Annotated in this window: 25 protein-coding genes; 21 read left to right on the forward strand and 4 right to left on the reverse strand. The window is 66.1% G+C overall.

Going from position 1 to position 25,849, the window contains the following annotated elements; translation table 11 throughout:
- The first annotated feature begins 115 nt into the window (after positions 1–115).
- The 10 genes from OKW37_RS05600 to OKW37_RS05645 all read left to right on the forward strand — a co-directional run bounded on the left by OKW37_RS05600 (position 116) and on the right by OKW37_RS05645 (position 8,873).
- Positions 116–1,249 carry an MlaE family ABC transporter permease gene (locus OKW37_RS05600; RefSeq protein ID WP_184062594.1) on the forward strand — a complete coding sequence of 378 codons (1,134 nt, stop codon included), beginning with the start codon at positions 116–118 and terminating at the stop codon, positions 1,247–1,249.
- Positions 1,246–2,124, forward strand: a complete 879-nt coding sequence (locus tag OKW37_RS05605; protein ID WP_018419267.1) for an ABC transporter ATP-binding protein — start codon at positions 1,246–1,248, stop codon at positions 2,122–2,124. The genes OKW37_RS05600 and OKW37_RS05605 overlap by 4 nt, the downstream gene beginning before the upstream one ends.
- A 46-nt stretch (positions 2,125–2,170) precedes the next feature.
- Positions 2,171–3,139 (forward strand): MlaD family protein, encoded by a 969-nt coding sequence (locus OKW37_RS05610; RefSeq protein ID WP_184062592.1) that lies wholly within the window; start codon positions 2,171–2,173, stop codon positions 3,137–3,139.
- A 30-nt stretch (positions 3,140–3,169) separates the two neighbouring features.
- Positions 3,170–3,805 carry an ABC-type transport auxiliary lipoprotein family protein gene (locus OKW37_RS05615; RefSeq protein ID WP_429407615.1) on the forward strand — a complete coding sequence of 212 codons (636 nt, stop codon included), beginning with the start codon at positions 3,170–3,172 and terminating at the stop codon, positions 3,803–3,805.
- Positions 3,806–3,836: 31 nt separating this feature from the next.
- Positions 3,837–4,994 (forward strand): VanZ family protein, encoded by a 1,158-nt coding sequence (locus tag OKW37_RS05620; RefSeq protein WP_090802829.1) that lies wholly within the window; start codon positions 3,837–3,839, stop codon positions 4,992–4,994.
- 104 nt (positions 4,995–5,098) lie between these two features.
- The gene (locus OKW37_RS05625) at positions 5,099–5,422 is read left to right on the forward strand and encodes a (2Fe-2S) ferredoxin domain-containing protein (protein WP_090802831.1); all 324 of its coding nucleotides are present in this window, start codon (positions 5,099–5,101) and stop codon (positions 5,420–5,422) included.
- A gap of 26 nt (positions 5,423–5,448) precedes the next feature.
- Positions 5,449–6,093 (forward strand): alpha/beta hydrolase, encoded by a 645-nt coding sequence (locus OKW37_RS05630; RefSeq protein ID WP_429407612.1) that lies wholly within the window; start codon positions 5,449–5,451, stop codon positions 6,091–6,093.
- Positions 6,094–6,414: 321 nt separating this feature from the next.
- Positions 6,415–7,644, forward strand: coding sequence for a D-alanyl-D-alanine carboxypeptidase family protein (locus tag OKW37_RS05635; RefSeq protein WP_429356531.1), 1,230 nt, complete (start codon positions 6,415–6,417; stop codon positions 7,642–7,644).
- Between the two features lie 13 nt (positions 7,645–7,657).
- Positions 7,658–8,632 carry a D-amino acid aminotransferase gene (locus tag OKW37_RS05640; protein ID WP_429407610.1) on the forward strand — a complete coding sequence of 325 codons (975 nt, stop codon included), beginning with the start codon at positions 7,658–7,660 and terminating at the stop codon, positions 8,630–8,632.
- Positions 8,604–8,873 (forward strand): DUF493 family protein, encoded by a 270-nt coding sequence (locus tag OKW37_RS05645; RefSeq protein ID WP_129960330.1) that lies wholly within the window; start codon positions 8,604–8,606, stop codon positions 8,871–8,873. The genes OKW37_RS05640 and OKW37_RS05645 overlap by 29 nt, the downstream gene beginning before the upstream one ends.
- A gap of 19 nt (positions 8,874–8,892) precedes the next feature.
- Here OKW37_RS05645 and OKW37_RS05650 read toward each other — a convergent pair whose 3' ends face one another.
- Entirely contained in the window at positions 8,893–9,876 is a 984-nt protein-coding gene (locus OKW37_RS05650; protein ID WP_184062584.1) for a transcriptional regulator GcvA, read from the reverse strand.
- Positions 9,877–9,974: 98 nt separating this feature from the next.
- Between OKW37_RS05650 and OKW37_RS05655 the strand changes: the two genes are divergently transcribed.
- The 7 genes from OKW37_RS05655 to OKW37_RS05685 all read left to right on the forward strand — a co-directional run bounded on the left by OKW37_RS05655 (position 9,975) and on the right by OKW37_RS05685 (position 18,132).
- Positions 9,975–10,301 carry a DUF2917 domain-containing protein gene (locus OKW37_RS05655; protein ID WP_090802839.1) on the forward strand — a complete coding sequence of 109 codons (327 nt, stop codon included), beginning with the start codon at positions 9,975–9,977 and terminating at the stop codon, positions 10,299–10,301.
- Positions 10,302–10,420: 119 nt separating this feature from the next.
- Complete coding sequence (gene lipB, locus OKW37_RS05660; RefSeq protein WP_184062582.1) at positions 10,421–11,146, forward strand: lipoyl(octanoyl) transferase LipB; 726 nt, start codon at positions 10,421–10,423, stop codon at positions 11,144–11,146.
- A gap of 13 nt (positions 11,147–11,159) precedes the next feature.
- Entirely contained in the window at positions 11,160–12,167 is a 1,008-nt protein-coding gene (lipA, locus tag OKW37_RS05665) for a lipoyl synthase (protein WP_429407607.1), read from the forward strand.
- 111 nt (positions 12,168–12,278) lie between these two features.
- On the forward strand, positions 12,279–13,031 hold the full coding sequence (gene ugpQ / locus OKW37_RS05670; RefSeq protein WP_429407605.1) for a glycerophosphodiester phosphodiesterase: 753 nt from the start codon (positions 12,279–12,281) through the stop codon (positions 13,029–13,031).
- Between the two features lie 376 nt (positions 13,032–13,407).
- Positions 13,408–14,688 (forward strand): dicarboxylate/amino acid:cation symporter, encoded by a 1,281-nt coding sequence (locus tag OKW37_RS05675; protein WP_187612519.1) that lies wholly within the window; start codon positions 13,408–13,410, stop codon positions 14,686–14,688.
- Positions 14,689–14,733: 45 nt separating this feature from the next.
- Positions 14,734–16,752 (forward strand): sensor histidine kinase, encoded by a 2,019-nt coding sequence (locus OKW37_RS05680; RefSeq protein WP_429407603.1) that lies wholly within the window; start codon positions 14,734–14,736, stop codon positions 16,750–16,752.
- Between the two features lie 30 nt (positions 16,753–16,782).
- Positions 16,783–18,132, forward strand: a complete 1,350-nt coding sequence (locus OKW37_RS05685) for a sigma-54-dependent transcriptional regulator (RefSeq protein ID WP_429407601.1) — start codon at positions 16,783–16,785, stop codon at positions 18,130–18,132.
- A 59-nt stretch (positions 18,133–18,191) separates the two neighbouring features.
- On the opposite strand, the gene OKW37_RS05690 is transcribed toward OKW37_RS05685, so the two are convergent.
- Positions 18,192–18,728 carry a TlpA disulfide reductase family protein gene (locus OKW37_RS05690; protein ID WP_429407599.1) on the reverse strand — a complete coding sequence of 179 codons (537 nt, stop codon included), beginning with the start codon at positions 18,726–18,728 and terminating at the stop codon, positions 18,192–18,194.
- Between the two features lie 205 nt (positions 18,729–18,933).
- Between OKW37_RS05690 and OKW37_RS05695 the strand changes: the two genes are divergently transcribed.
- Complete coding sequence (locus tag OKW37_RS05695) at positions 18,934–19,617, forward strand: hypothetical protein (RefSeq protein WP_184062767.1); 684 nt, start codon at positions 18,934–18,936, stop codon at positions 19,615–19,617.
- 332 nt (positions 19,618–19,949) lie between these two features.
- On the opposite strand, the gene OKW37_RS05700 is transcribed toward OKW37_RS05695, so the two are convergent.
- The gene (locus OKW37_RS05700; protein ID WP_429407597.1) at positions 19,950–21,560 is read right to left on the reverse strand and encodes a YifB family Mg chelatase-like AAA ATPase; all 1,611 of its coding nucleotides are present in this window, start codon (positions 21,558–21,560) and stop codon (positions 19,950–19,952) included.
- Positions 21,561–21,680: 120 nt separating this feature from the next.
- The gene (locus OKW37_RS05705; RefSeq protein WP_026228952.1) at positions 21,681–21,935 is read right to left on the reverse strand and encodes an accessory factor UbiK family protein; all 255 of its coding nucleotides are present in this window, start codon (positions 21,933–21,935) and stop codon (positions 21,681–21,683) included.
- A gap of 389 nt (positions 21,936–22,324) precedes the next feature.
- Here OKW37_RS05705 and OKW37_RS05710 point away from each other — a divergent pair, with 389 nt between their 5' ends.
- The 3 genes from OKW37_RS05710 to gshA all read left to right on the forward strand — a co-directional run bounded on the left by OKW37_RS05710 (position 22,325) and on the right by gshA (position 25,760).
- Entirely contained in the window at positions 22,325–22,663 is a 339-nt protein-coding gene (locus OKW37_RS05710) for a P-II family nitrogen regulator (RefSeq protein ID WP_013088261.1), read from the forward strand.
- Positions 22,664–22,709: 46 nt separating this feature from the next.
- Complete coding sequence (locus OKW37_RS05715; protein WP_429407595.1) at positions 22,710–24,218, forward strand: ammonium transporter; 1,509 nt, start codon at positions 22,710–22,712, stop codon at positions 24,216–24,218.
- A 252-nt stretch (positions 24,219–24,470) separates the two neighbouring features.
- Positions 24,471–25,760: a glutamate--cysteine ligase gene (gshA, locus tag OKW37_RS05720; protein ID WP_018434736.1), complete on the forward strand. Its 1,290-nt coding sequence runs from the start codon at positions 24,471–24,473 to the stop codon at positions 25,758–25,760.
- The last annotated feature ends 89 nt before the right edge of the window (positions 25,761–25,849 follow it).

Below are 25,849 nucleotides of genomic sequence, written 5' to 3' on the forward strand. Positions count from 1 at the left end.
GGGACTCGAATGCGCAGCGGCGAACGGCGACGCCGATCGATGTGCATCAGTGCGGACCGGCGGCCGAGCCTTCGTTACAATGGCCGCTAATCCGATAACCAGATTCACGCGATCCTTGAACAATGACACTCCGCCCGGCCTTGAAGTCGCGGCCGGCAGCCAAGGCAAGATCGTCCGTCTCTCGGGCCAGTGGACGGCGCTCGCGCTCGCGCGCGATCGCGACACCGGGCACGTGATTCCGCAACTGCGTTCGCTGACCGGCGCGCAGGGCATCGGCGAGTGGGACCTGTCGCGCGTCGACAGGATGGACCACGTCGGCGGCCAGGCGCTGTGGCGCGTGTGGGGCCGCAAGATGCCGCCGGGCACCGCGCTCACGGACACCCAGCGCGACATCTTCGAGCGCATCGCGCTGCTCGACACGGTGCGCGAGAGCGCCGAGCCGGTCACGCGCCTCGATCCCTTTACGCGTCTCGGCCTCGGGCTCTTCTCGTTCGTCGAGCACCTGCAGGGCGGCGTCGCGATGCTCGGGCGCTTCGTGCTCGATCTGCTCGCGATCGCGCGCAAGCCGAAACTCACGCCGTGGACCGAAATCTCCGCGAATATCTACAACGCCGGCGCTCGCGCGCTGCCGATCACCGCGCTGGTCGCGTTCCTGATCGGCATCGTGTTGAGCTATCTGTCGGCACAGCAATTGCGCATGTTTGGCGCGAACCAGTTCATCGTCAATATTCTCGGCCTCGCGGTGATTCGCGAACTCGGCCCGGTGCTGTCGGCGATTCTGGTGGCGGGCCGCTCGGGCTCGGCGATCACCGCGCAGATCGGCGTGATGCGCGTGACCGAGGAGCTCGACGCGATGCGCGTAATGGGCATCCCGCACGGCCTGCGGCTGATCCTGCCGCGCGTGATCGCACTGGCCGTCGCGATGCCGCTGCTCGTGATGTGGACCAACGTGATCTCGTTGACGGGCGGCGCGCTCGCCGCGAAGCTCGTGCTCGGCATCGACATGAGCTTCTTCGCGCGCCAGCTGCCGAACGTCGTGCCGATCGCGAACCTGTGGATCGGGCTTGGCAAGGGCGCGGTATTCGGCATGCTGATCGCGATCGCCGGCTGTCATTTCGGCTTCCGTATCAAAGCCAATTCGCAGAGTCTCGGCGAAGGCACGACGACCTCGGTGGTCACGTCGATCACCATCGTGATTCTCGCGGACGCGGTGTTCGCGATCCTCTTTCAAAACGTGGGGCTAGGATGATCGCGCCACTCACCGAAGCCGTACGCGGCCAACCCGTACCGTCGATCGCCGAGCCGGTGATCGAGGTGATCGACATCACCAAGCGCTACGGCCGCAACATCGTGCATCAGCATCTGAGCCTCGACGTGCGGCGCGGCGAGATCGTGTCGATCGTCGGCGGCTCGGGCTCGGGCAAAACCACGCTGGTGCGGCAGATTCTCGGCCTCGAGCGCCCGTCGAGGGGCACGATCAAGCTGTTCGGCGAAGACCTCGCAACGATCTCGCCCGACACCGCGCTGCTGATGCGCAGCCGCTCCGGCATGCTGTTCCAGCGCGGCGCGCTGTTCTCGTCGCTGTCGGTGTTCGACAACGTCGCGCAACCGGTGCGCGAGCTCGGCAAGGTGCCCGAAGACCTGCTGCGCGACATCGTGATGCTGAAGCTCGAAATGGTCGGGCTGCCGTGCAAGCACGCGTCGAAGATGCCATCGGCGCTGTCGGGCGGCATGATCAAGCGGGTTGGCATCGCGCGCGCGATCGCGCTCGAACCCGAACTGCTGTTCCTCGACGAACCGACCGCCGGCCTCGACCCGGAGGCGTCCGACGAATTCGTCGAGCTGATCTCGGGGCTGCATCGCGCGCTCGGTCTGACGGTCGTGATGATCACGCACGATCTCGATACGATGGTCGCACTGTCGACACGCGTGGCCGTGCTGGCCGATCGCAAAGTGCTCGTCAACGCGCCGGTCGAGGAGGCCGCGGGCGTCGACCATCCGTTCATCCACGAATATTTCCTCGGCCTGCGCGGGCGCCGCGCGCTGCAGGCGCTGCCGCCCGAGCGCCGCGCGAAGCTGCCGCAGGCGGCGCTCGAGCCGGCGTCGTCCGAGTTGCCGCTGTGAGGCCGGCCGCCATAAACCAGGCCGCTATGAACCAGGGAAACTGACAATGGAAAACAAAGCGCATGCGTTCTGGGCCGGGCTCTTCACGGTCGTGCTGACGGCGGCGATCGCGCTGGCGGCGTATCTGTTCAACGTCGACCGCACCGTGCGGGTGCCGTACGACCTGATCGCGCGCACCAGCGTGAACGGCCTCTTTGCGGACGCGGCGGTGCGCTTTCGCGGGCTCGACGTCGGCCGTGTGCAGTCGATCAAGTTCGATCCGACACATCCGGGGCAGATCCTGATCCGCATCATGGTCGACGAGCACGCGCCGATCACGCATTCGACGTTCGGCAGCCTCGGCTTGCAGGGCGTGACCGGCATCGCGTTCATCCAGCTCGACGATACCGGGCGCGATCTGACGCCGCTGCCGTCGTCGGCCCAAAAGGTCGCGCAATTGCCGATGCGCCCGGGTCTGTTCGACCAGTTGCAGCGACGCGGCGAGGTGCTGCTGCGCAAGCTCGAAAAAGTCACCGACAACGTGAACGACATGCTGTCGCCGGAAATGGTCGCGCAGTTGCACGACACGGCGGCGAGCATCGCGCAGGCCGCTTCGGGCGTCGCGACGCTGACCCGTCAGATGGGGCCCGTCGCCAGCAAGCTGCCCGGCACGATCGACCAGCTGAACCGCACGCTCGCGTCGACCAACCAGATGATCACCGGCCTGAACCGTCCGGACGGGCCCCTCGAGCGCAATCTGGACAAGGTCGGCACGGCCGCGCAGCAGGCGGGCGATGCGCTCGGGCAGATGAACATGTCGCTGCAGGACCTGTCCGCGCGGGTCGGCTACGAGACGCTGCCGCGCGTCAATTCGCTGACCGAGGACGTGCGCGCGGCGGCGCAATCGATCGACCGCGCCGCCGACACCTTCAACACCAATCCGCGCAGCGTGCTGTTTGGCGCGCCGCGCCCGGCGCCGGGTCCGGGCGAGGCCGGCTTCGCGTGGCCCGCCGCTACCGCGCCCGCAGCTCACTAAATCCGCAGGCTAGAACAGAGGAAAATGCCCATGTCACGCTCGATTCACCGACTGTTGTCCGCGCGCGCCGCGCTCGCCGCGCTCGCGGCGCTGCTTGCGTTCGGCGTGCTGGCGGCGGGCTGCGCGGGCACGTCCGCGGTGGTGTCGGATGTCCGCTACGACTTCGGACCACCGCCGCAGGCCGCCGCGGCGAGCCGGCTGCCGGCCGTCAAGGTGCTGGAGGTCAGCGCGCCGTCCGTGCTCGAATCCGACCGGATGACTTATCGGCTGAGCTACGCCGACGCGCAGCAGACGGCCGCCTACGCCAACAGCCACTGGACGATGATGCCGTCGCAACTGCTGACGCAGCGCCTGCGCAACGCGCTGAGCGAGCGCGGCACCGTGCTGACGGGCGCGGACGGCGTGAGCGCGCCGGTGCTGCGGGTCGATCTGACCGAGTTCGAGCAGGTGTTCGACAGCCAGACGGACAGCCACGGCGCGATCACCGCGCGCGCGACGCTGATGCAGGGCGGCAAGGTGATCGGCCAGCAGACCTTCGTCGCGCACGCGCCCGCGCATTCGGCGGATGCGGCCGGCGGCGCGCGGGCGCTCGCCGCGGCCAGCGACGACCTCGTCGCGCAGATCACCACGTGGCTCGGCTCGCAGGCGCTGGTCGCCGCGCAATGACGGGCGGGCAGCGCACGCAACGGAGCGCTGCATGAGCGAACGCCCCTGGCTGCGCCGCCCGTCGACGCTGGCCCGTCAGGCGCTGCTGCTTTACACGGCGCTGATCGTCTATGGGTCGTGGTATCCGTTCTCGGGCTGGCGCTCGCTCGGCATCACGCCGTTCGCCTATCTGTTCGATCCGATGCCGCAGTACCTGACGGCGTTCGACGTCGTCACCAACGTGCTCGGCTATATGCCGTTCGGCGCGCTGGTGGTGCTCGCGGTGTACCCGCGTTGGCGCGGCACGCTGGCCGTCGCGCTCGCGTTCGTGTTGGGCGGTCTGCTGTCAGGCACGATGGAAGCCGTGCAGACCTATCTGCCGACACGCGTCGCCTCCAATCTCGATCTCGCCGCCAACACGCTGGGCGCGCTCGTCGGCGCGGCGGTGATGTCGCCGTTGACCGGCGCGCTGCTCGACCGCGGCCTGCTCAGGCGTTTGCGGTTGCTGTGGTTCGAGCGCGGCCATGCGACGCTCGCGTGCCTCGTCGCCGCGTGGCCGTTTGCGACGATGTATCCGTCGCCGCGTCTGTTCGGCCTCGGCAACTGGCCGCGCGCGCTGTGGCTGAGCGTCGATCCGGCCACCCAGGACGCGCTGCTCGCGTGGACGCCGTCCGCGTGGCATGTCGGCGCATGGCCGGCGGCGGCCGCCGCGTGGCTGGACGACGACACATGGGAAGCGCTGATCACGGCGCTAAACCTGTTCGCGGCGCTCGCGCTTGCATCGCTGCCGGCGCGCCGTCATGCGCCACGCGTGCGCCTGCTGTTCGTGTTCATCGTCGCGACCTTGTGCGTGAAGGCCGGCGCGACGTTCCTGCAATCGCAATCGGGCCTCGCGTTCGACTGGGCGACGCCCGGCGCGCTAATCGGACTCGTGTGCGGCACCGTCGCGGCGCTCGTCGCGCTGCCGCTGCGGCGGCGGTTGCGTGCGACGCTCGCCGGGGTCGCGCTGGTCGTCGCACTCGTGTTCGTCAATCTGCTGCCGGTGAACCCGTATTTCGACGCCGTGCTCGCCGACTGGCGGCAGGGACGCTATCTGCATTTCAACGGGCTCGCGCGCTGGCTCGCATGGATATGGCCCTATGCGGCGCTGGTGTGGCTCGCGTTCGCGGTCGAGCGGGCGTGGCTCAAGCGGCGCGCGAGGCGGGCGTGACGTGCTTGCGCGCCGGCCGCCAGGTCCCGACGCTCGCACAGCCCGGTCGCTATAATCGTCCGCACCGCCATTGCACTTCCTTTCAGGCTCGCCTCCCGAACATCATGGATTCCTTCTACAAGCACCACGTTTTCTTCTGTCTGAATCAACGCGACCCCGGCGCCGAGCGTCCGAGCTGCGCGAACTGCAACGCACAGGCGATGCAGGAATACGCGAAACAACGCGTGAAGCAACTCGGCCTCGCCGGGCCCGGCCAGGTGCGCATCAACAAGGCCGGCTGCCTCGATCGCTGCGAACTGGGCCCGACGCTCGTCGTGTATCCCGAGGCGGTCTGGTACACCTATGTCGACGAGAGCGACATCGACGAGATCGTCGAATCGCATCTTGCGAACGGCAAGATCGTCGAGCGTCTGAAGATCGATCAATAGCGCGAACCACAAAACGATCCATCCCGATGAACGTCAACACGAAGAAGTATCTGATCGACGGCCCGGTCGGCAAGATCGAGGTCGCGCTGGACCTGCCCGACGGCGTGCGCGAAAAAGGCGCCGCGCCACGCGGCATCGCGCTCGTCGCGCATCCGCATCCGCTGTTTGGCGGCACGATGGACAACAAGGTCGCGCAGACCCTCGCGCGCACGCTCGTGCAGCTGAACTACGTCACTTACCGGTCGAATTTCCGCGGCGTCGGCCAGACCCAGGGCGAGCACGACGCGGGCGTCGGCGAGCGCGACGATCTGCGCGCGGTGCTCGAGCACATGCGCTCCGATCCGGACTACGGCGATCTGCCGCTCGTATTGGCGGGCTTTTCGTTCGGCACCGTGGTGCTGTCGCACGTCGCGGCGAAGCTGCGCGATGAAGGCCGGGAAATCGAGCGCATCGTGTTCGTCGGTACCGCGGCGAGCCGCTGGGACGTCGCACCCGTGCCCGAAAGCACACTCGTGATCCACGGCGAAGTCGACGAGACCGTTCCCGTCCAGTCCGTGTTCGACTGGGCGCGGCCGCAGGAACTGCCGGTCGTCGTGATTCCGGGCGCCGAGCACTTTCTGCATCGCAAGCTTCACATCCTGAAGCGGATCATCGTCGACGCCTGGCGCTGAAAACGCGCGACGCGCATTTTGCGGGGGACAGGTGCGCGCAAACGTGTGCAAATCGACGACACGCGCGCGAAGCTGACCAGGTAGCGCGCGTATAATGGGCGCTCTTTTTTTGGGCACAGCGCCGCCCAGCCGGCAGAATCGCGCGCCGCGGAATCATTTCGCGGGAGGGCGCGGCCGGGTGCGCAGCGCTGCGCTCGCGAACCGATTGCGTCGCCGTCAGTCCAACGGGCGCCCGCCGTTTTACGGCCAGATGCCCCGCCGACCGGCTCCCCCAACTCCGCGCGCTGTCGCGCAACGAATTTTTCTGCACGAATCGACCCTATGCGTTTCTCCTCTTCTGGCCGCACGGCATTCCCGTCACTCGCTTCTTTCGTTCCCGCTTCGCTCAATCGCGCCATCGCCGTCGGCCTCGTGCTGCCGGCCACGCTCGTCGCCAGCACCGCGTTCGCGCAGGTGCCGCCGCCGGGCGTCAACGCGCGCTCGTGGGTGCTCGTCGACGCGACCAGCAACCAGGTGCTCGCGTCCGCCAATGCCGACGAGCGCGTCGAGCCGGCGTCGTTGACCAAGCTGATGACCGCGTATCTCGTGTTCGAGGCGCTCGACACGAAGAAGATCACGATGGATCAGAGCATCGAGCCGAGCGAAGCCGTGCGGCGCGTGCGCAACGACGAATCGCGCATGTTCATCGAGGCGCTCAAGCCGGTGACCGTGCACGACCTCGTGTACGGCATGATCGTGCAGTCGGGCAACGACGCGGCAATTGCGCTCGCCGAACTGGTGGGCGGCAGCGAGGCGCAGTTCGTCGACATGATGAACAAGGAGGCGCAAAAGCTCGGCATGACGCACACGCATTTCGCCGACGTGAACGGCATGCCCGACCCGCAGCACTACACGACCGCGGGCGATCTCGCGATCCTGTCGGCCCGCCTGATTCGCGACTATCCCGAGTACTACAACATCTTCTCGGTCAAGGAATTCACGTACAACAAGATCAAGCAGCCGAACCGCAACCGTCTGCTGTGGATCGATCCGACCGTCGACGGTCTGAAGACCGGTCACACGCAAGCGGCCGGCTACTGCCTGATCGCGAGCGCGAAGCGTCCGCTGCCGGGCACGACCGACGCGTCGCGCCGTCTCGTCTCGGTGATGATGGGCGAGACCAAGGAGCACGACCGCGTGCAGGACAGCCTGAAGATGCTCAACTACGGCTACACCGCCTACGACACGACGCGTCTGTACAAGGCGAACCAGGTCGTGGCCACGCCGCGCGTCTACAAGGGTTCGCAGGACAGCGTGCAGGTTGGCGTGAAGAGCGACCAGTACATCACGCTGCCGAAGGGCGCCGCCGACAAGGCGAAGCCGCAGATCGAACTCAACGATCCGCTCGTCGCGCCGATCGCAAACGGCCAGCAGATCGGCACCGCCAAGCTCGTCGCCGACGGCAAGGTGCTCGCGCAATTCCCGGTGGTCGCGTTGCAGCCGGTGCAGCAAGCCGGTGTGGTGGGCCGCGTGTGGGATTCGCTGATGCTGATGTTCAACAAGAAAAAGTAAGGGCTACGTCGCAATGACCGTTGTCTCCGAGGTTTCGCCGGACCCGATCGTTCATCTGAACGGCGAACTGGTGCCGTTGTCCGAAGCGCGCGTGCCGGTGCTCGACCGCGGCTTCATTTTCGGCGACGGCATTTACGAAGTGGCGCCGTTGTACGCGCACGCGAGCGGACGGCGCACCGCGTTTCGTCTGAAGCAGCATCTGGCGCGTCTCGCGCGCTCCATCGGCAAGATCGGCATCGCCAATCCGCTCGACGACGCTGGCTGGCGCGAGCTGATCGGACGCGTGGCCGAGGCCAACGAAACGGACGGCGGCTTGCGTGCCGATCAGGACGCGATCGCGTACATCCAGGTCACGCGTGGCGTCGCGAAGCGCGCTCACGCATTTCCGGCCGGCGTGAAGCCGACCGTGTTCGTGATGGTCACCGCGCTGAACCTGCCCGCCGCCGCGCAGCGCGCAAGCGGTGTCCCGTGCGTGAGCGCCGAGGATCGTCGCTGGCTCAATTGCGACATCAAGTCGGTGTCGCTGCTCGGCAACGTGCTGATGGCGCAATACGCGGCCGAAAACGACGCCTTCGAGACGCTGCAGTTCCGCGATGGTTTGCTGACCGAAGGGTCGTCGTCGAACGTGTGGATCGTGAAGGATGGCGTGCTGGCCGCGCCGCCGCGCAGCAACAGGATTCTCGAAGGGATCCGCTATGGGCTCATCGAGGAGCTGACGGCCGAATGCGGTATCCGCTTCGAAGCGCGCGACATCACCGAAGCTGAAGTGCGCGCGGCCGATGAAATCATCGTCAGCTCGGCGACCAAGGAAGTGCTGCCGGTCACGCGGCTCGATGGCGCGCCGGTCGGCGCGGGCCGCCCGGGCGCGGTGTTTGCGCAGCTGTATGCGGCGTATCAGCGAGCCAAGGCGGCTGAAGCCGCCGCGGCTGAAGCCGCCGCGGCGGAAGAAGGAGTAGAGAATGAATCCCGAGAACGACTCACTGTTTGAATTCCCCTGCGATTTCCCGATCAAGATCATGGGCAAATCGCACCCCGAGTTTGCCGCGACGATCGTCGAAGTGGTGCGCGTGTTCGATAGCGAGGTCGATGCGTCGCGCGTCGAGACGCGGCCGTCGAGCAGCGGCACCTACACGGGGCTGACCGTCCACGTGCGGGCGACGAGCCGCGCGCATCTCGACGACATCTATCGCGCGCTGACCGGCCATCCGATGGTCAAGGTCGTGCTGTAACACCGCGCGGTTTTTCACCTTACGGCGCGACGCGCAACGCGTCCGCCGTCACTCCCTGCGCCGCCAGGCGCGCGCTCGCCGCGGGACCCGCCTCGCAGGCGAGATCGAACAGCAGCCTGAAGCGCGCCACCTCGTCGAACAACCAGTCGCGAAACGCCTTGACCCGCGCGGTCCCCAGCGTCTGCGGCAGGCAGACCAAATAGTATTGCCACGGGCTCGGCCCATCCACATCAAAGAGCCGCACGAGCCGGCCCGCCGCGATTTCGTGCATCGCGAGCGAGCGGCGCGTCAGCGCGACCCCCTGGCCGTCGACGGCCGCCTGCAACAGATTCGACGAATCCTGATACAGCACGCCGCGCTTCGGCTCCGGCCAGTCGGTGAGGCCGGCGGCGTCGAACCATGGGCGCCATAGCTCGTCGTCGGAGCGCAGCAGCGGGACTTTGGCGAGATCGGCCGGGGTTTGCGGCAGCTTGCCGCCGTTGAAGTTGGGCGAGCAGGCGGGGAAGAAAATCTCGTCGAGCAGCAGCTCGGCGTGCAGCCCCGGATATTTGCCGAAGCCGAAACGGATCGCGACGTCGACGTCGTCGCGCGCGAAGTCCGTCAGCGCATTGGTGGTCAGCAACTCGAGATCCCACTGCGGATTTGCCTCGATAAAGCTGCCGATGCGCGGCGTCACCCAGCGGGCCGCGAACGACGACAGCATCGATATCACGAGGCGCCGCTCGCGGTCGCCGGCACGGATCGCGCGAGTCGCGTCGGCGAGCTCCATCAACGCGGCGCGCACCTGGGTGGCGTAGCGACGGCCGGTTTCGGTGAGGCGCACGCGCTTGCCGTCGCGCGCGAACAGCGACACGCCCAGCTCGGCCTCGAGCGCGCGGATCTGGTGGCTGACCGCGCCGTGCGTGACGAACAACTCGTCGGCGGCGCGCGAAAAGCTTTCGTGGCGGGCGGCGGCTTCGAACGCCTTGATCGCGTTCAGGGCGGGGAGTTGACGGAGGTCCATCGCAATATTTCTCACATAGACGTGAAAATTGATCGTTTTGCCCAAGTCCTTGCTGCACATAGGATTCTAGTCATGAAACGATTTTTGGCGAGGGCCTCATGCGAGAAATTTCCTCTAGTATTGCATATGAAATCCGCACTGGCGACACGCTGCCGCTGAAGGTCGCGCGCAGCACGAAGTTGCGCGTGCATGGCGGCGCAGTGTGGGTCACGCGCAGCGACGACACGAAGGACTACTGGCTGCAGCCTGGGCAGACGCTGCATCTGCGGCGCGGCGAGCGGCTCTGGCTCAGCGCCGAGGGTGCCACGTTCGCGAAGGTTACGTTCTCGGTGCCGACGCGCTGCGACGAGCGCGCGCTGAACTGGCTCGCTCGCATCGGCGAGCGCTGGATGATGCGTGTGCGCGGCGGCTGGCACACCGTTTGACGGTGGCGCGGCGCAAAAGCCGTGCATGACGCCGGGGCCGGCAGCGTACCGGCCCCGGCTGTGCAGGTTCCCGGTGGCCGCGGGCGCGGTTTCCGAGATTTCGGTAAACTCCCGGAATCATGTGCGCCACCCCGGTCTCTCCGTCTCCGCTACCTGCCATCGAGCCGCTCATGCTGCGCTGGCTCGGCCGCGAACCCTACGAAGCCAGTTTCGACGCGATGCGCGCCTTCACCGACGCCCGCACCGCCGACACCGCCGACGAAATCTGGCTCGTCGAGCATCCACCCGTCTTCACGCTCGGCCAGGCCGGCGATCCGGCGCACCTGCTCACGGCAGACAGCAACATTCCGCTCGTCAAGGTCGACCGCGGCGGGCAGATCACGTATCACGGGCCCGGCCAGGTGGTCGCCTATCTGCTGCTCGACCTGCGTCGGCGCAAGCTGATGGTGCGCGAGCTGGTCACCCGGATCGAGCAGGCCGTGATCGACACCCTCGCGGCGTATAATCTCGCCGGAGAACGCAAGGCGGGCGCCCCCGGCATCTACGTGGCGCCTGGGCCCGACGCCGGGCTCCATGCCGGCGCCAAGATCGCGGCGCTTGGCCTGAAAATCCGCAACGGCTGCAGCTATCACGGCGTGAGTCTGAACGTGAACATGGACCTGCGGCCGTTTCTCGCGATCAATCCATGCGGCTACGCGGGGCTCGAAACAGTCGACATGGCGACGCTCGGCATCGCCGCCGGCTGGGACGACGTGGCCCGTACCCTCGCAGCAAGTCTCACCGCAAACCTCGACGGCAATCCCGCGGCCGTCGCCCAACCGCAGGCCGGTGCGCTCACCGCCTGACTGGATCGAACGAATGACTGACGTAACCGCGAATTCCGCAGCAGCCACCCCCGCGCCCGAAGGCGTGCCGGCCCCCGCCGCCTACGACGCCACCGCGAAGCAGAAAGCGCAAGCCAAGACCGCGCGCATCCCGATCAAGGTCGTTCCGATCGAAAAGCTGAAGAAGCCGGACTGGATCCGCGTGAAGGCGGCCACCGGCAATTCGCGCTTCTACGAGATCAAGCAGATCCTGCGCGAGCACAATCTTCACACGGTGTGTGAAGAGGCGAGCTGCCCGAACATCGGCGAATGTTTCGGCAAGGGCACCGCGACCTTCATGATCATGGGCGACAAGTGCACGCGTCGCTGCCCGTTCTGCGACGTCGGCCACGGCCGTCCCGATCCGCTCGACGCCGACGAACCGGCCAACCTCGCGCGCACCATCGCTGCGCTGAAGTTGAAGTACGTGGTGATCACCAGCGTCGACCGTGATGATCTGCGCGACGGTGGCGCGGCGCACTTCGTCGAATGTATCCGTCAGACGCGCGAGCTGTCGCCGCAAACGCGTATCGAAATCCTGACGCCGGACTTCCGTGGCCGCCTCGACCGCGCGCTCGGCATCCTGAATGCGGCGCCGCCCGACGTGATGAACCACAACCTCGAAACGGTGCCGCGTCTGTACAAGGAAGCGCGCCCGGGGTCGGATTACGCGCATTCGCTGAAGCTACTGAAGGACTTCAAGGCGCTGCATCCGCGCGTCGCGACCAAGTCCGGCCTGATGGTCGGCCTCGGCGAAACCGAAGAGGAAATCCTGCAAGTGATGCGCGATCTGCGCGAGCACGACGTCGACATGCTGACGATCGGCCAGTACCTGCAGCCGTCGGAGCACCATCTGCCGGTCCGCGCTTACGTGCATCCGGACACCTTCAAGATGTACGAGGAAGAGGCGTACAAGATGGGCTTCACGCACGCCGCGGTGGGCGCGATGGTTCGTTCGAGCTATCACGCCGACGTGCAGGCGCATGGAGCCGGCGTGCTCTGACGCGCTCGCGCCTCGCCGCTGTTGCCTCGCTTCACGCCCGCAGAAACGAAAAGCCCGCCGATGTGCGGGCTTTTTTCATAGACCGCTCTTCTATCAGCAAGGAAACGACACGTGGCAACCCCGATGGATCGCGGGACCTCCGCACAATGGCCTTATTCGCGGCTGATCGCGCACCGCTGTGGCGGTACGCTTGCGCCGGAAAACACCTTGGCCGGTTTCGACGCCTGCGTGCGCTACGGCTATCGCATGGTCGAATTCGACGCGAAGCTGTCCGCCGACAACGCGCTGTTCCTGCTGCACGACGACACGCTCGATCGCACGACCAACGGCCACGGGCCGGCGGCCACGCACACATGGCAGCAACTCGCCGCTCTGGATGCCGGCGCGTGGCGCGGCGCGCAGTTCGCCGGCACGCGGCTGCCGACGCTGGCCGACGCGGCCGAGCGTTGCGCGCGCGACGGCATCGCGGCGAACATCGAGATCAAGCCGTGTCCGGGCCGCGAAGTCATCACCGGCGCACTGGTCGCCCAGGGCGCGCTCGAGCTTTGGCAAGGGCAGACGCCGCCGCTGGTGTCGTCGTTTTCGTTCGACGCGCTCGCCGCCGCGCGCGATGCCGCACCGTCGCTGCCGCGCGGCATGCTGTTCGAGCAGGTACCGGCGGACTGGCTGCGCATCGTGCGCGAACTCGACTGCGTCTCGCTGCACGCGAGTCACCGCTATCTGAGCGAACCGCTGGTCGCGCGGATCCGCGCGGCCGGGCTGCGCGTGCTCGCCTACACGGTGAACGATCCGGCGCGCGCGCAGTTGCTCGAAGAATGGGGCGTCGACATGATCTGCACGGACCGGATCGATCTGTTGACGTGACGTTGCGCTCGCAAGCTCCGCACAAACCCCTGCGGGTTTCCCCGCAAACGCGCGCGCACCGAATTCCGGATTCCCCGACAGCGCTCGTCCGGATTTCCGGAAACCCGGACGGCGCGCGCCGAGCTGTGCCGGAAAACCCATAAAAATCAAGGCTTCCAGTCTGAAATCAAACTGGCATCGACCTTGCGAAAGAAAGCGCGTGGCCGCCACGGCCCGACAAAAAAGCAAGGAGACAAAATGTCCGATTTCCCTTCCCGGTATTTCTGAATTCGTCGTCTTTGCAGCGGTCCGCCAACGTGCGCCCGCGCGACGACGTTTCGTTCGCGTGTCGCGCCTCGCGGCGGGTCATCAGCTCATATCCCTCGCAGGAACCATCGTGAAGAAACCTATCCATAAAGTGCTGTACGTCCAGGTGATCGTGGCGATCATCGTCGGCATCGTACTCGGGCATTTCTACCCGAACCTCGCCGTTGACATGAAGCCGCTTGGCGATGGCTTCATCAAGCTGATCAAGATGGTGATCGGGCCGATCATCTTCTGCACGGTCGTGACGGGCATCGCCGGCATGGAGGACATGAAGAAGGTTGGACGCGTCGGCGGCAAGGCGCTGTTGTACTTCGAAATCGTCTCGACCTTCGCGCTGGTGCTCGGCCTCGCCGCCACGCACCTGCTGCGACCCGGCGCCGGCTTCAACGTCGATCCGGCCTCGCTCGACGGCCGCGCGGTTGCGTCGTATGCCGCGAAGGCGCACGGCCAGTCGACGGTCGACTTCTTCATGCACATCATTCCGGACACGCTGTTGTCGGCGTTCGCGCAGGGTGAGATCCTGCAGATCCTGCTGATCGCGCTGCTGTTCGGCGCCGTGCTCGCGACGGCCGGTGAGAAGGGCAAGCCGGTGACCAACTTCATCGAAGGGCTCTCGCACATCCTGTTCGGCATGGTGCGCATCATCACGAAGCTCGCGCCGATCGGCGCGTTCGGCGCGATGGCCTTTACGATCGGCAAGTACGGCATCGGCTCGCTGCTGCCGATGCTCAAGCTGGTCGGCACGTTCTATCTGACCTCGATCGTGTTCGTGGTGGTCGTGCTCGGCGCGATCGCGCGGGCGGTGGGCTTCAACATCCTGCGTTTCGTCGCATACATCAAGGAAGAGATGCTGATCGTGCTCGGCACGAGCTCGTCCGAAGCCGCGCTGCCGCAGCTGATGCTGAAACTCGAAAAACTCGGCTGCTCGCGCTCGGTGGTGGGCCTCGTGGTGCCGACCGGCTACTCATTCAACCTCGACGGCACCAACATCTACATGACGATGGCGGTGCTGTTCATCGCTCAGGCGACCAACACCGACCTCACGTGGGGCCAGCAGCTGACGCTGCTCGCGGTGACGATGCTGACCTCGAAGGGTGCGAGCGGCGTGACCGGCGCGGGCTTCATCACGCTCGCGGCGACGCTGGCCGTGGTGCCGACGATTCCGCTGTCGGGCATGGTGCTGATTCTTGGCATCGACCGGTTCATGAGCGAGTGCCGCGCGCTGACGAACATCGTCGGCAACGGTGTCGCGACGGTCGTCGTGTCGGCCTGGGAAAAGGAGCTCGATCGCAACAAGCTGAACAAGGTGCTGCGCGGCGAGGTGGCGGTCAAAGAGCCGGCCGGCGTTTGAGTCGCGCCTCGCCAACCCTGTCGTGACCAGCGCGGACGCTTAAGCATGAAACCGGCGTCCGCGCGGCCTTTCGAGGCTTCTGCCGGCGACGCCTTGCCGCCCTATGCCACAATGTCCGATGCACATCGATCGGACTTTGCCAACGTGACCCGCCGCCTGCTGATACTCTTCGCGCTCGCAGCCGGGCTCGCGGCGGCATGCTGGCTCACCTACAGCCTTGCGTGGAAAAGCGGTGTCGACACGCTGCGGCGCAACGCCGCCGTGCGCGCCGAGCGCACCGCGAGCGCGCTCAAGAGCACGCTCGAACGCTACGAATCGCTGCCGTATCTGCTCGCCGAGCATCCGATCGTGCAGGACGTGCTGATCGATCCGAATCTCGCCAACGTCAAGCGCGCGAATCTCTATCTCGACGACCTGAACCGCCACGCGCGCGCGACGGTCACCTACATCATTTCGCTCGACGGCTACTGCATCGCCGCCAGCAACTGGCGCGGGCCGGGCAGCTTCGTCGGCGCGGGCTATCTGTTCCGGCCGTATTTCGTCGATGCAATGAAAGGCGGCGTCGGCCGCTTCTTCGGCATCGGCACGATTTCGCAGGCGCCCGGCTACTACATCTCGCAGCCGGTGCGGCGCGACGGCAAGATCGTCGGTGTGGCGGTCGTCAAGCTCGATCTCGAATGGTTTCAGGGCGTGGACGCGTCCGAGCCGCTCGTCGTCACCGACGATCATGGCGTGATCTTCCTGTCGTCGGTGCCGGCATGGAAGTACCACACGATTCGGCCGCTGCCCGGCCTGATCGCCGATTCGATCTACCAGGCTCGCCAGTACGCGCAGCAGCCGATCGAGCCGCTACCGGTGACGGTCGAGCGCATACTCGAAGGCAATGCGCAGATCCTGCGCATCGGCGGCGGGCGCTCCGCGCCGCGCTTCCTCGCGTCACGTCACGCCATGGGCGAGCCGGACTGGCATCTGATCACGATGTCGCCGGTCGATCCGGTCGATGCCGACGCGCGCAAGGCGACCATCGTCACCGGCTTCGGCTATGTGTCGCTGGTGCTGCTCGCGTTCTACTGGCGCATGCGGCGCGCGCGCGTGCGCGAAATGATGCGCAGCCGCGCGCTGCTGCAGAAGGCCTATGCCGAGCTGAACCAGCGCGTCGCCGAGCGCACCGCCGATCTGTCCGAGGCGAACGAGCAGTTGCACAAGGAAGTCGCCGAGCGTACACGCGCCGAGCAGGAACTGCGCGCCGCGCAAGACGAACTGATCCAGGCGAGCAAGTTGGCCGCGCTCGGTCAGATGGCGGCCGGCATCACGCACGAGCTGAACCAGCCGCTCGCCGCGCTGCGCAGTTTTTCCGATAACACGCGCGTGCTGCTCGAACGCGGCGATCAGGCATCGGCGCGCGAGAATCTCGAAGCGATCGCGGCGCTCACCGAGCGCATGGGCAACATCACGAACCAGCTGAAGCTGTTCGTCGGCCGCGCGCGGCCGCGCAGCGCGCGCGCGTCGATCGTGCGGGCTCTGCGCAACGTCGTCGCGTTGCTGCAAAAGCGTCTGCAGGGCGTCGAACTCGAGTTCGTGCTGATCGATACCGCGGCCGACACCGACACCGACGCCGCCGCTGCGGCAGGCGGCGCGCGCACGCCGCTGAATCTCGCCGACGATCATCCGGAGCTGGTCGCGAATTGCGACGATCTGCGGCTCGAACAGGTGCTGATCAACCTGCTCGGCAACGCGCTCGACGCAACCGCCGGCATGAACCCGCCGCATATCACGGTCGAGGTGGAGGCCGGCGTCGCGAACCTGTCGATCGCGGTCGGCGACAACGGCCCCGGCATTCCCGACGACGTGTTGCCGCACCTGTTCGAACCGTTTTTCACGACGAAGGAAATGGGCCAGGGGCTCGGCCTTGGCCTCGCGATTTCATCGTCGATCGCGCGCGATTGCGGCGGCTCGCTCGTCGCGCGCAACGCGCCGCACGGTGGCGCATCATTCGTGTTGACGCTGCGTCGTGCGCGTGTGCAGACCAGCCCCTCGCACGATCCGCTGACCGCGGGCTCCTGATTTCACCCGAAGCATCACCCGGAACACGCAATGGACGACGGCCTGCAAGTGCTGTATATCGAAGACGACGAACTGGTGCGCCGCGCGAGCGTGCAGAGCCTGCAACTGGCGGGCTTCGACGTGGTCGGCCATGCGTCGGTCGAGGCCGCGGCGAAGCTGATCAGCGCGGACTTCTCCGGCGTGATCGTCAGCGATATCCGGCTGCCCGGCGCGAGCGGTCTCGACCTGCTCGCGCAGTGCCACGAGCGCGCGCCCGACGTGCCGGTGATTCTGGTCACCGGCCACGGCGAGATCTCGATGGCCGTGCAGGCGATGCGCGACGGCGCCTACGACTTCATCGAAAAGCCGTTCGCGTCCGAGCGGCTGATCGAAACCGTGCGGCGCGCGCTGGAGCGCCGCAAGCTCGTGCTCGAAAACCTCGCGCTGCGCCGTGAGCTGGCCGGGCAGAACGCGGTCGCGCCGCGCATCATCGGCCGCAGTCCGGCGATCGAGCAGGTGCGGCGGCTGATCGCCAACGTCGCGCCGACCGATGCGTCCGTCCTGATCAACGGTGATACCGGCGCGGGCAAGGAGCTGATCGCGCGCAGCCTGCATGAGTTGTCGCCGCGGCGTGACAAGCCGTTCATCGCGGTGAACTGCGGCGCGCTGCCCGAGCCGATGTTCGAATCGGAGATGTTCGGCTACGAGCCGGGCGCGTTCACCGGCGCGGCCAAACGGCGGATCGGCAAGCTCGAACATGCGTCGGGCGGCACGCTGTTTCTCGACGAGATCGAGAGCATGCCGCTCGCGCTGCAGGTCAAGCTGCTGCGCGTGCTGCAGGACGGCGTGCTGGAACGGCTCGGCTCGAATCAGCCGATTCGCGTCAATTGTCGCGTGGTCGCGGCTGCAAAAGGCGACATGGCCGAGCACGTCGCGGATGGCTCGTTCCGGCGCGATCTGTTGTACCGGCTCAACGTGGTGACGATCGCGCTGCCGCCTTTGAGCGAGCGTCGCGAGGACATCGTGCCGCTGTTCGAGCATTTCCTGCTCGATGCTGCCGTCCGTTATCAGCGGCCGGCGCCGATGCTCACCGATCGCCAACGTGCGAGTCTGATGCAGCGAGACTGGCCGGGCAACGTGCGCGAGCTGCGTAATGCCGCCGACCGCTTCGTGCTCGGCATCGCCGACGAACCGGTGCTGTCGTTCGGCGAAGACGGCGGGGCCACCCATCCGCTGAAGGAGCGTGTCGAGCAGTTCGAGCGCGCGATGATCGCCGAGGCGTTGGAGCAGGCGGGCGGCGTGGTCGCGGTCGCGGCGGACCGGCTGCAGCTCGGCAAGGCGACGCTCTACGAGAAGATCAAGCGATATGGCCTTGCGGCCAAAGGGGAAGGGGAGCGGTGAGGAGGCGGACGCCAGCGGCGGGAGGTTGCGCCGGCGCGTGGGGATCTGCTTGCGCCGGCTTAAGCCGCGCCAGCCTTCAGCGCTTTCGCGAGCAACTGGTCGAGTTCCGCGAACTGCGGCTCGCCGACATAGCGCTTCAGGATCTTGCCGTCTTTATCGACGACGAAGGTGGTCGGCGTGAGCTGCACGTTGCCGAACTGCTTGGCGGCCGAGCCGTCGTCCATCGCGACCTTGAACGGCAGCTGACGCGTTTGCGTGTAATTGGTCACGTACATCGGCGCGTCGTAGTTCATTGCCACCGCGACGAATTCGAGGCCCTGGCCCTTGAAGCGGTTATAGGTCTCGACCATCTGCGGCATTTCCTTCACGCAGGTGTCGCAACTCGTTGCCCAGAAGTTGACCAGATAAACCTTGCCTTTGAGGTCCGCGGTCGTGAGCTTCTGTCCCGATAGCAGCGTGAAGGTCGCATCGGGTACGCGCTGCTGGCCGGCAAACGCGAAGTAACCGGCGACGGCGAGCGCAATGGCCATGGCCACCGCAATCAGATAGCGAAGCGGGTTCGTGCGCCGGACGGCGGTCGGTGAATTGGAACTCATGGACGGAACCTCGTGAGTCGCGCGCGGCGCGGAACAATGGGGCGGTGTGGTGGCCCGCGGGCCGGTACTGAACAACTCTTCTATTCTAGCTCCAATGGGTTCGGCTGCGCCGAAATGGCGGGACGACTGCGCTCCGCGCGTCGGCCCGGCAGTCGATCAGCGGATAATGGCGCTTTACGCTCCGAGAAGCCCGATCTTCCGTCCCATGCTCCGAACCGTTCTTCGCGTCTGCTCTTTAGTTGCCCGCGTTTCTTGCCGTTTTCCGTTGCTCAGCCGATTGTCCGCCCGCCGTGCGGGCGTCTTCCAACCGGCGGGCCTATTTCTCCGCGCATTCACGCGATCCGGTCACGCTCGAACCGTGATCGGCGCGGCGACGGCCGCGTTGGCGCTCGGCGTCGCGCTCAGCGCCTGCTCACCGACCTTCGACTGGCGCACCGTGATGAACAACGACAAGGGCTACACGGTCGACTTCCCAGCCAAGCCGGACAACGATCAGCGCGCGGTGCAGATCGGCGGCACACCGATGCAGATGGCAATGCAGACCGCCGAAGCGGGCGATGCAGTCTTTGCGGTCGGCACCGTGATGCTGCCCGACGACAGCGACGCGACCCAGCGTGCCGCACTCGATTTCCTGCGCGCGGGACTGGCGCGCAATGTCGGCGCGACGCCCGATGCTCACCCAGCGCAAATCCCGCTGGCGGCGGGCGGCAAGATACCGGGGCTGGAAATGATGGTGAGCGGCGCGGCGGGCGCCAAACACGAGACGCGCACGGTGTATGCGCGGCTCGTCGCGCGCGGCCGGCACGTGTACCAGGCGGCGATCATCGCCGATCAACCGCTGCCGCAAGACCAGGTCGACCAGTTTTTTTCGTCGTTCCAGCTGTACTGAATGCGGTATTTTTGGCCGGTCGGGCGCACCTCTGAGTGCCGAACGCAGTGAAAGTTCCTTCGCAGGTTTGTACGCTAATTGCCGGTTTACGTTGAGATTTTTGAGTTACGCGCACAGCCTGTGGATAACTCTGTTGAGAAGTCGGCCTCAATGGCCGCAAAAGCCCATCAGGCGGGCCTTCCGGCAAAATCCACAGGCGTAGGGAATTTAAAAAAATACAATAAAATCAATGGCTTGGCGAGATGCTCGTCTGCGCGCTTTTGAGTTGTATCCAAATCTAACAGGATCGCGCATGTGTGAATAAGTCAAGTCTTGACAGTCGTTTTTTCTCCTCATAACGAGCCAAAAGCGCGGCGGTATTGGATTGCCTCGGCGACCTGCGCGGCGCTCGGCATCGCCGCGCCAGCCAGGTCCGCGACGGTGCGCGCGACCTTCAACACCCGGTAGTACGCCCGCGCCGACCAGCCAAAGCGCTCGCCGGCTTCGCGCAGCAGCGCCTCGCCCGCTGCGTCCGGGCGGCATACATCGTCGACTTCGCGTCCGTCCAGCTCGCGGTTGGTCTTGCCTTGCCGGGCCAGTTGCCGCTCGCGCGCAGCGCTCACGCGCTGTGCGATCGCCACGCTTGCTTCGCCGGTGGTGGCGGCGCGTGCCGCGAGTTCGGTGGCGGTCAGTGCTGGAATTTCGAGCTGGATGTCGATGCGGTCGAGCAGCGGTCCCGACAATTTACGCAAATAGCGCGCCGCAACTTCAGGCGTACAGCGGCAGCGCCCGCCCGGATCGCCGCGCCAGCCGCACGGGCACGGGTTCATTGCGGCGATCAGTTGGCAGGCGGCGGGGAAATCCGCTTGCCAGGCGGCGCGCGAGATCGTGATGCGGCCAGCTTCGAGCGGCTCGCGCAGCGTTTCGAGCACCACGCGATCGAATTCGGGAAGTTCGTCCAGAAAGAGCACGCCCAGATGCGCGAGCGTGATCTCGCCAGGCTGCGGCGGATTGCGTCCGCCGACCAGCGCCGCCGCGCTCGACGAATGGTGCGGCGCGCGAAACGGCCGCTGGCGCCACTGCGACGGCTTGAAGCCGATGCGGCTCGCGGACAGTAGCGCGGCGGAGGCGAGCGCTTCGTCGTCGGTCATGGGCGGCAGCAAGCTGGGCAGGCGTGCCGCGAGCATCGACTTGCCGGCGCCGGGCGGTCCGATCAGCAGCACGTGATGGCCGCCGGCCGCCGCGACTTCGAGGGCGCGCCGAGCGGCGCGCTGGCCAATCACGTCGGCCATGTCCGGCGCCGGGGTGGCGGCGTGCTCGTTGTGCTCGGGCGCGGCGACAGGACTAAGACGCGCGTCCGGCGAGCCTGCGAGATGCGCGCATAGCGACGGCAGATCGGCGGCGCCGAACACGTCGACGCCGGGCACGAGCGCCGCTTCCGCCGCGCTCGCGGCCGGCAGGTAAAGCTGTGGGGTATGGAAGGCCGGTGCGGCTAGTTGATCGAGGAGGGCGGGCAACGCAGAACGCGCTTCAGATGAAGCGTCGGCGTCGCCGGCGTTCGCCAGAGCGCCGCGCGCGGTGCCGCAGGCCATCGCGAACGCGCCGCGCATCGGCCGCAGCGCGCCGGTCAGCGACAGCTCGCCGGCAAACTCGCGATGGAGCAGCGATGCGGCGGGAATCTGCCCGCTGGCGGCGAGGATGCCGAGCGCGATCGGCAGATCGAAACGACCGGATTCTTTCGGTAGATCGGCCGGCGCGAGGTTGACGGTGATGCGGCGGACCGGAAAATCGAAACCGCAGTTCTGCAGCGCCGCGCGCACGCGTTCACGGCTCTCGCGCACTTCCAGGTCGGGCAGGCCGACGATCGAAAAGGACGGCAGTCCATTGGCGAGGTGAACCTCGACGGTCACTTCGGGCGCACGGCCAGCGGCCGGCGCGCGGCTGCGCACCACGGCAAGCGACATATTCTCTCCCGTCGGACGGCGCGCTCACATCGCGCGCAAATCCCCTAAAACGCTGATGACGTCACGGCCCGCTTGCCTGTGATGGGCGGCACTGCGCAGCGCGAAGGCTGCGAGCAGCGCTTACGGCGTCTGCGTGAGCGGCAATTTCTGCTCGAGCTCGGCGACGCGGCGCTCGAGTTCTTCGAGGCGCGCGCGCGTACGCACGAGCACCTGGGTCTGCGTATCGAATTCCTCGCGCGTGACCAGATCGAGCTTCGAGAAGCCCTGCGACAGCATTGCCTTGACGTTGCGTTCGACATCCTTGGCCGGCGAATTCTTGAACAGATCGCTGACGCGAGCCTGGAAGTCGTTAAAAACGTCGTTCGGTTGTTTCATCGTGTTCCCCTTGGTGCACAAAAAAAGTGCATGTTTCATTGCGCCCGTGCCCCGTTACGGCGAACGGGCGATCCTGGTGCGCGCGACGTATTGGTTGCCGCGGCCGCGTGAGCGTGTTTGGTGCGCGCCCTCGCGTTCAGAACGTTCGAACACTCTAGCAACGATCCCCCCGCCGCGCCACCGCCCGCCGCGCCGCTAGCCGTTCGGACAAGGCCGCTCGGGCGCGCTGCGCCACGCGCGCGAGGCGCGCTCCGACACAACATGGCATAGGAGTTGCTGTTACTGCCCCGCGCGCGCACTGCCAGGGCGCTTTTCCCGGTAGCGCAGGAGACCGCCGTCACGGATACGCCACGGGGCATAACGGATCAGCAACAACTAGCGAGGATTTCATGAAACTCATTACCGCAATCATCAAGCCGTTCAAGCTGGATGAAGCGCGCGAAGCCCTGTCGGCGATCGGCGTGTCGGGCATCACGGTGACCGAAGTCAAAGGCTTCGGACGGCAGAAGGGCCACACCGAGCTGTATCGGGGCGCCGAATACGTCGTCGACTTTCTGCCGAAGGTGAAGATCGAAGCGGCGGTATCCGACGACATCGTCGATCAGGCGATCGAGGCGCTCGAGCGCGCCGCGCGTACCGGCAAGATCGGCGACGGCAAGATCTTCGTCACGCCGATCGAGCAGGTGGTTCGGATCCGCACCGGCGAGACCGGCGCGGACGCACTGTAAAAGACCAGAACATAGCGACACGGATAGCGACAAGAGGAAAACCAAGATGCGCAAACTAATGATGTCCCTGCTGATGGCCGGCTCGCTGCTCGCGGGCGGTGTCGGCACCGCCCTCGCGGACGATGCGTCCGCTCCCGCAGCCGCCTCCGCTCCCGATACGACGGCGAGCGCGCCCGCACCGGACGCCTCCGCCGCAGCCGCTGCCCCGGCGGCCTCGGCTCCCGCCGCCGATGCGTCCGCCGCGCCGGCCGCAAGCGCACCGGCCGCCGCCGATGCATCGGCCGCCGCCGCGGCCGCGCCGGCCGCCCCAACCGCACCGTTCTCGGTCGATTCATCGAAGATCAACTCCGGCGACACCGCGTGGATGCTGACCTCCACCGCGCTGGTGCTGTTCATGACTATCCCGGGTCTCGCGCTGTTCTACGGCGGCATGGTCCGCAAGAAGAACGTGCTGGCGACGCTGATGCAAAGCTTCGCGATCACCTGTGTCGTGACGATCGTCTGGACCGTGGTCGGCTACAGCCTCGCGTTCACGCCTGGCAGCTCGTTCATCGGCGGCTTCTCGCGCGTGTTCATGACGGGCATGAACTACATCAAGGGCGACAAGGCCACGACGCTGACCGTCAGCCACCTCGCGCCGACGATCCCCGAGACGGTCTACTTCGTCTACCAGATGACCTTCGCGATCATCACGCCGGCGCTGATCACCGGTGCGTTCGCGGACCGCATGAAGTTCTCGGCGATGCTGGTGTTCATGACGCTGTGGTCGATCATCGTCTACTCGCCGATCGCGCACATGGTGTGGGAGCCGAGCGGCTGGCTGGCTAGCGCGGGCATCCTCGACTTCGCGGGCGGCACGGTGGTGCACATCAACGCCGGTATCGCGGGCCTGGTCTGCTGTCTGGTGCTCGGCAAGCGCGTCGGCTATGGCAAGGAAGCGATGGCGCCGCACAACCTGACGCTCACGCTGATCGGTGGCGCGATGCTGTGGGTCGGCTGGTTCGGCTTCAACGCGGGTTCGGCCGTGGCAGCGGATGGCCGTGCCGGCTTCGCGATGTTCGCGACGCAGGTGGCGACCGCCGCGGCGGCGCTCGCGTGGATGTTCGCCGAATGGGCGGCCAAGGGCAAGCCGTCGGTGCTCGGTATCGTGTCGGGCGCGGTCGCGGGTCTGGTGGCGATTACGCCGGCGTCGGGCTTCGTCGGCACGCTCGGCGCGCTCGTGATCGGTATCGTCGCGGGTGTGGTCTGCTTCTGGGCGGCCACGTGGCTCAAGCACAAGTTCGGGTACGACGATTCGCTCGACGCGTTCGGCGTGCACTGCATCGGCGGGATCATCGGTGCGCTGCTGACCGGCGTGTTCGCGGTCAAGGACATCGGCGGCTCGGACGGCAGCGTGATCCTGCAGGCGAAGGGCGTGCTGACGACGCTGATCTACAGCGGCGTGGTGAGCTTCGTGCTGCTGAAGATCATCGACCTGGTGATGGGCATCCGCGTGACCGAAGAGCAGGAGCGCGAAGGCCTCGACGTGAGCCTGCACGGCGAGAAAGTCGAATAACGGGGAACCTGTCCCGGTTCGGCCCGCGCTCCCGGGCCCGTCAGTAAGAAAAAATGGTTAAGCAAGCGCAGCAATTTCGCCCGCCTTCATGGCGGGCTTTTTTCTTGCTGATCGGGTTGCGAACGGTGATTTTCCGCGCCTATCATCGAGATAGGGAGAATGCATTCGAGTCTGCTTGCGAATGGAGAAACCGTCCCCAAATGGACAAAGCATTTGCTCTACAATCTTTTTTCTCCAGTCTGCGAGTGATCAATGGTTCCGCACCTAGTTACGGCGTTAAACGGCCCGCTGCTCGACCTCGAGCGGAAGATCCTCGACGCCACGCCCGCTATCGAACGCTGGTTCCGGCTCGAATGGCAGGAGCACACGCCACCGTTCTACTGTTCCGTCGATCTGCGTAACGCGGGCTTCAAGCTCGCGCCGGTCGACACCAATCTGTTTCCCGGCGCGTTCAACAATCTGCCGCAGGAAGTGCTGCCGCTCGCGGTGCAGGCCGCGATGGCCTCGATCGAAAAGATCTGCCCGGACGCGAAGAATCTGCTCGTCATTCCCGAGCGTCACACCCGCAACGCGTTCTACCTCGAAAACGTCGCCCGGCTTGCGTCGATCATGCGCCAGGCGGGTCTGAACGTACGCTTCGGCACGCTCGACGAAACCATCAACGGCCCGGTCACGATCGCGCTGTCGGACGGCCAGAAGCTGGTGCTCGAACCGCTCGAGCGCTCGCAGCGGCGCCTTGGTCTGAAGAACTTCGACCCGTGCTCGATCCTGCTGAACAACGATCTGTCCGGCGGTATTCCGCCCGTGCTCGAAAACCTGCACGAGCAGTACCTGCTGCCGCCGCTGCATGCGGGCTGGGCGGTGCGTCGCAAGTCGACGCATTTCTCGTGCTATGACGACGTCGCGAAGAAGTTCGCGAAGATGGTCGAGATCGATCCGTGGATGATCAATCCGTATTTCGCGCACGTCGAGGGCGTCGACTTCCAGCAGCGCACCGGCGAGGAAGCCCTTGCCGATGCGATCGACGGCGTGCTGAAGAAGATCGCGCGCAAGTATCGCGAGTACGGCATCTCCGAAAAACCGTATGTCGTGATCAAGTCCGATGCGGGCACCTACGGCATGGGCGTGATGACCGTGCACGACGCGTCGGAAGTCGCCGCGCTGACGAAGCGCGAACGCACGCGCATGGCCGCGACCAAAGACGGGCTCGAAGTGCACGACGTGATCGTGCAGGAAGGCGTCTACACGTTCGAGCGCATCGGCGAGGAAGTCGCCGAGCCGGTCGTCTACATGATCGACCGCTATGTGGTGGGCGGCTTCTATCGCGTGCACGGCAGCCGCGAGCGCGACCAGAACCTGAACGCGCCGGGCATGCACTTCGTGCCGCTCGGCTTCGAACACACGGCGCTGCCCGATGCGCACGCGAAGCCCGGCGCGGCGCCGCCGAACCGCTTCTATATGTATGGCGTCGTGGCGCGGCTCGGCTTGCTGGCCGCATCGGTCGAACTCGAAAAGACCGATCCTGAAGCGATCCAGGTCTAAGCCGCCTCGCGCGGCAGGATGGCGGCATGCGTGCCGCCATCGCCGTCTTCAAAGACTATATTGACGAACAATGTCACGCCCCTCAGGGC

It is taken from the genome of Paraburkholderia sp. MM5482-R2, assembly GCF_050436125.1.
GTDB lineage: Bacteria > Pseudomonadota > Gammaproteobacteria > Burkholderiales > Burkholderiaceae > Paraburkholderia > Paraburkholderia tuberum.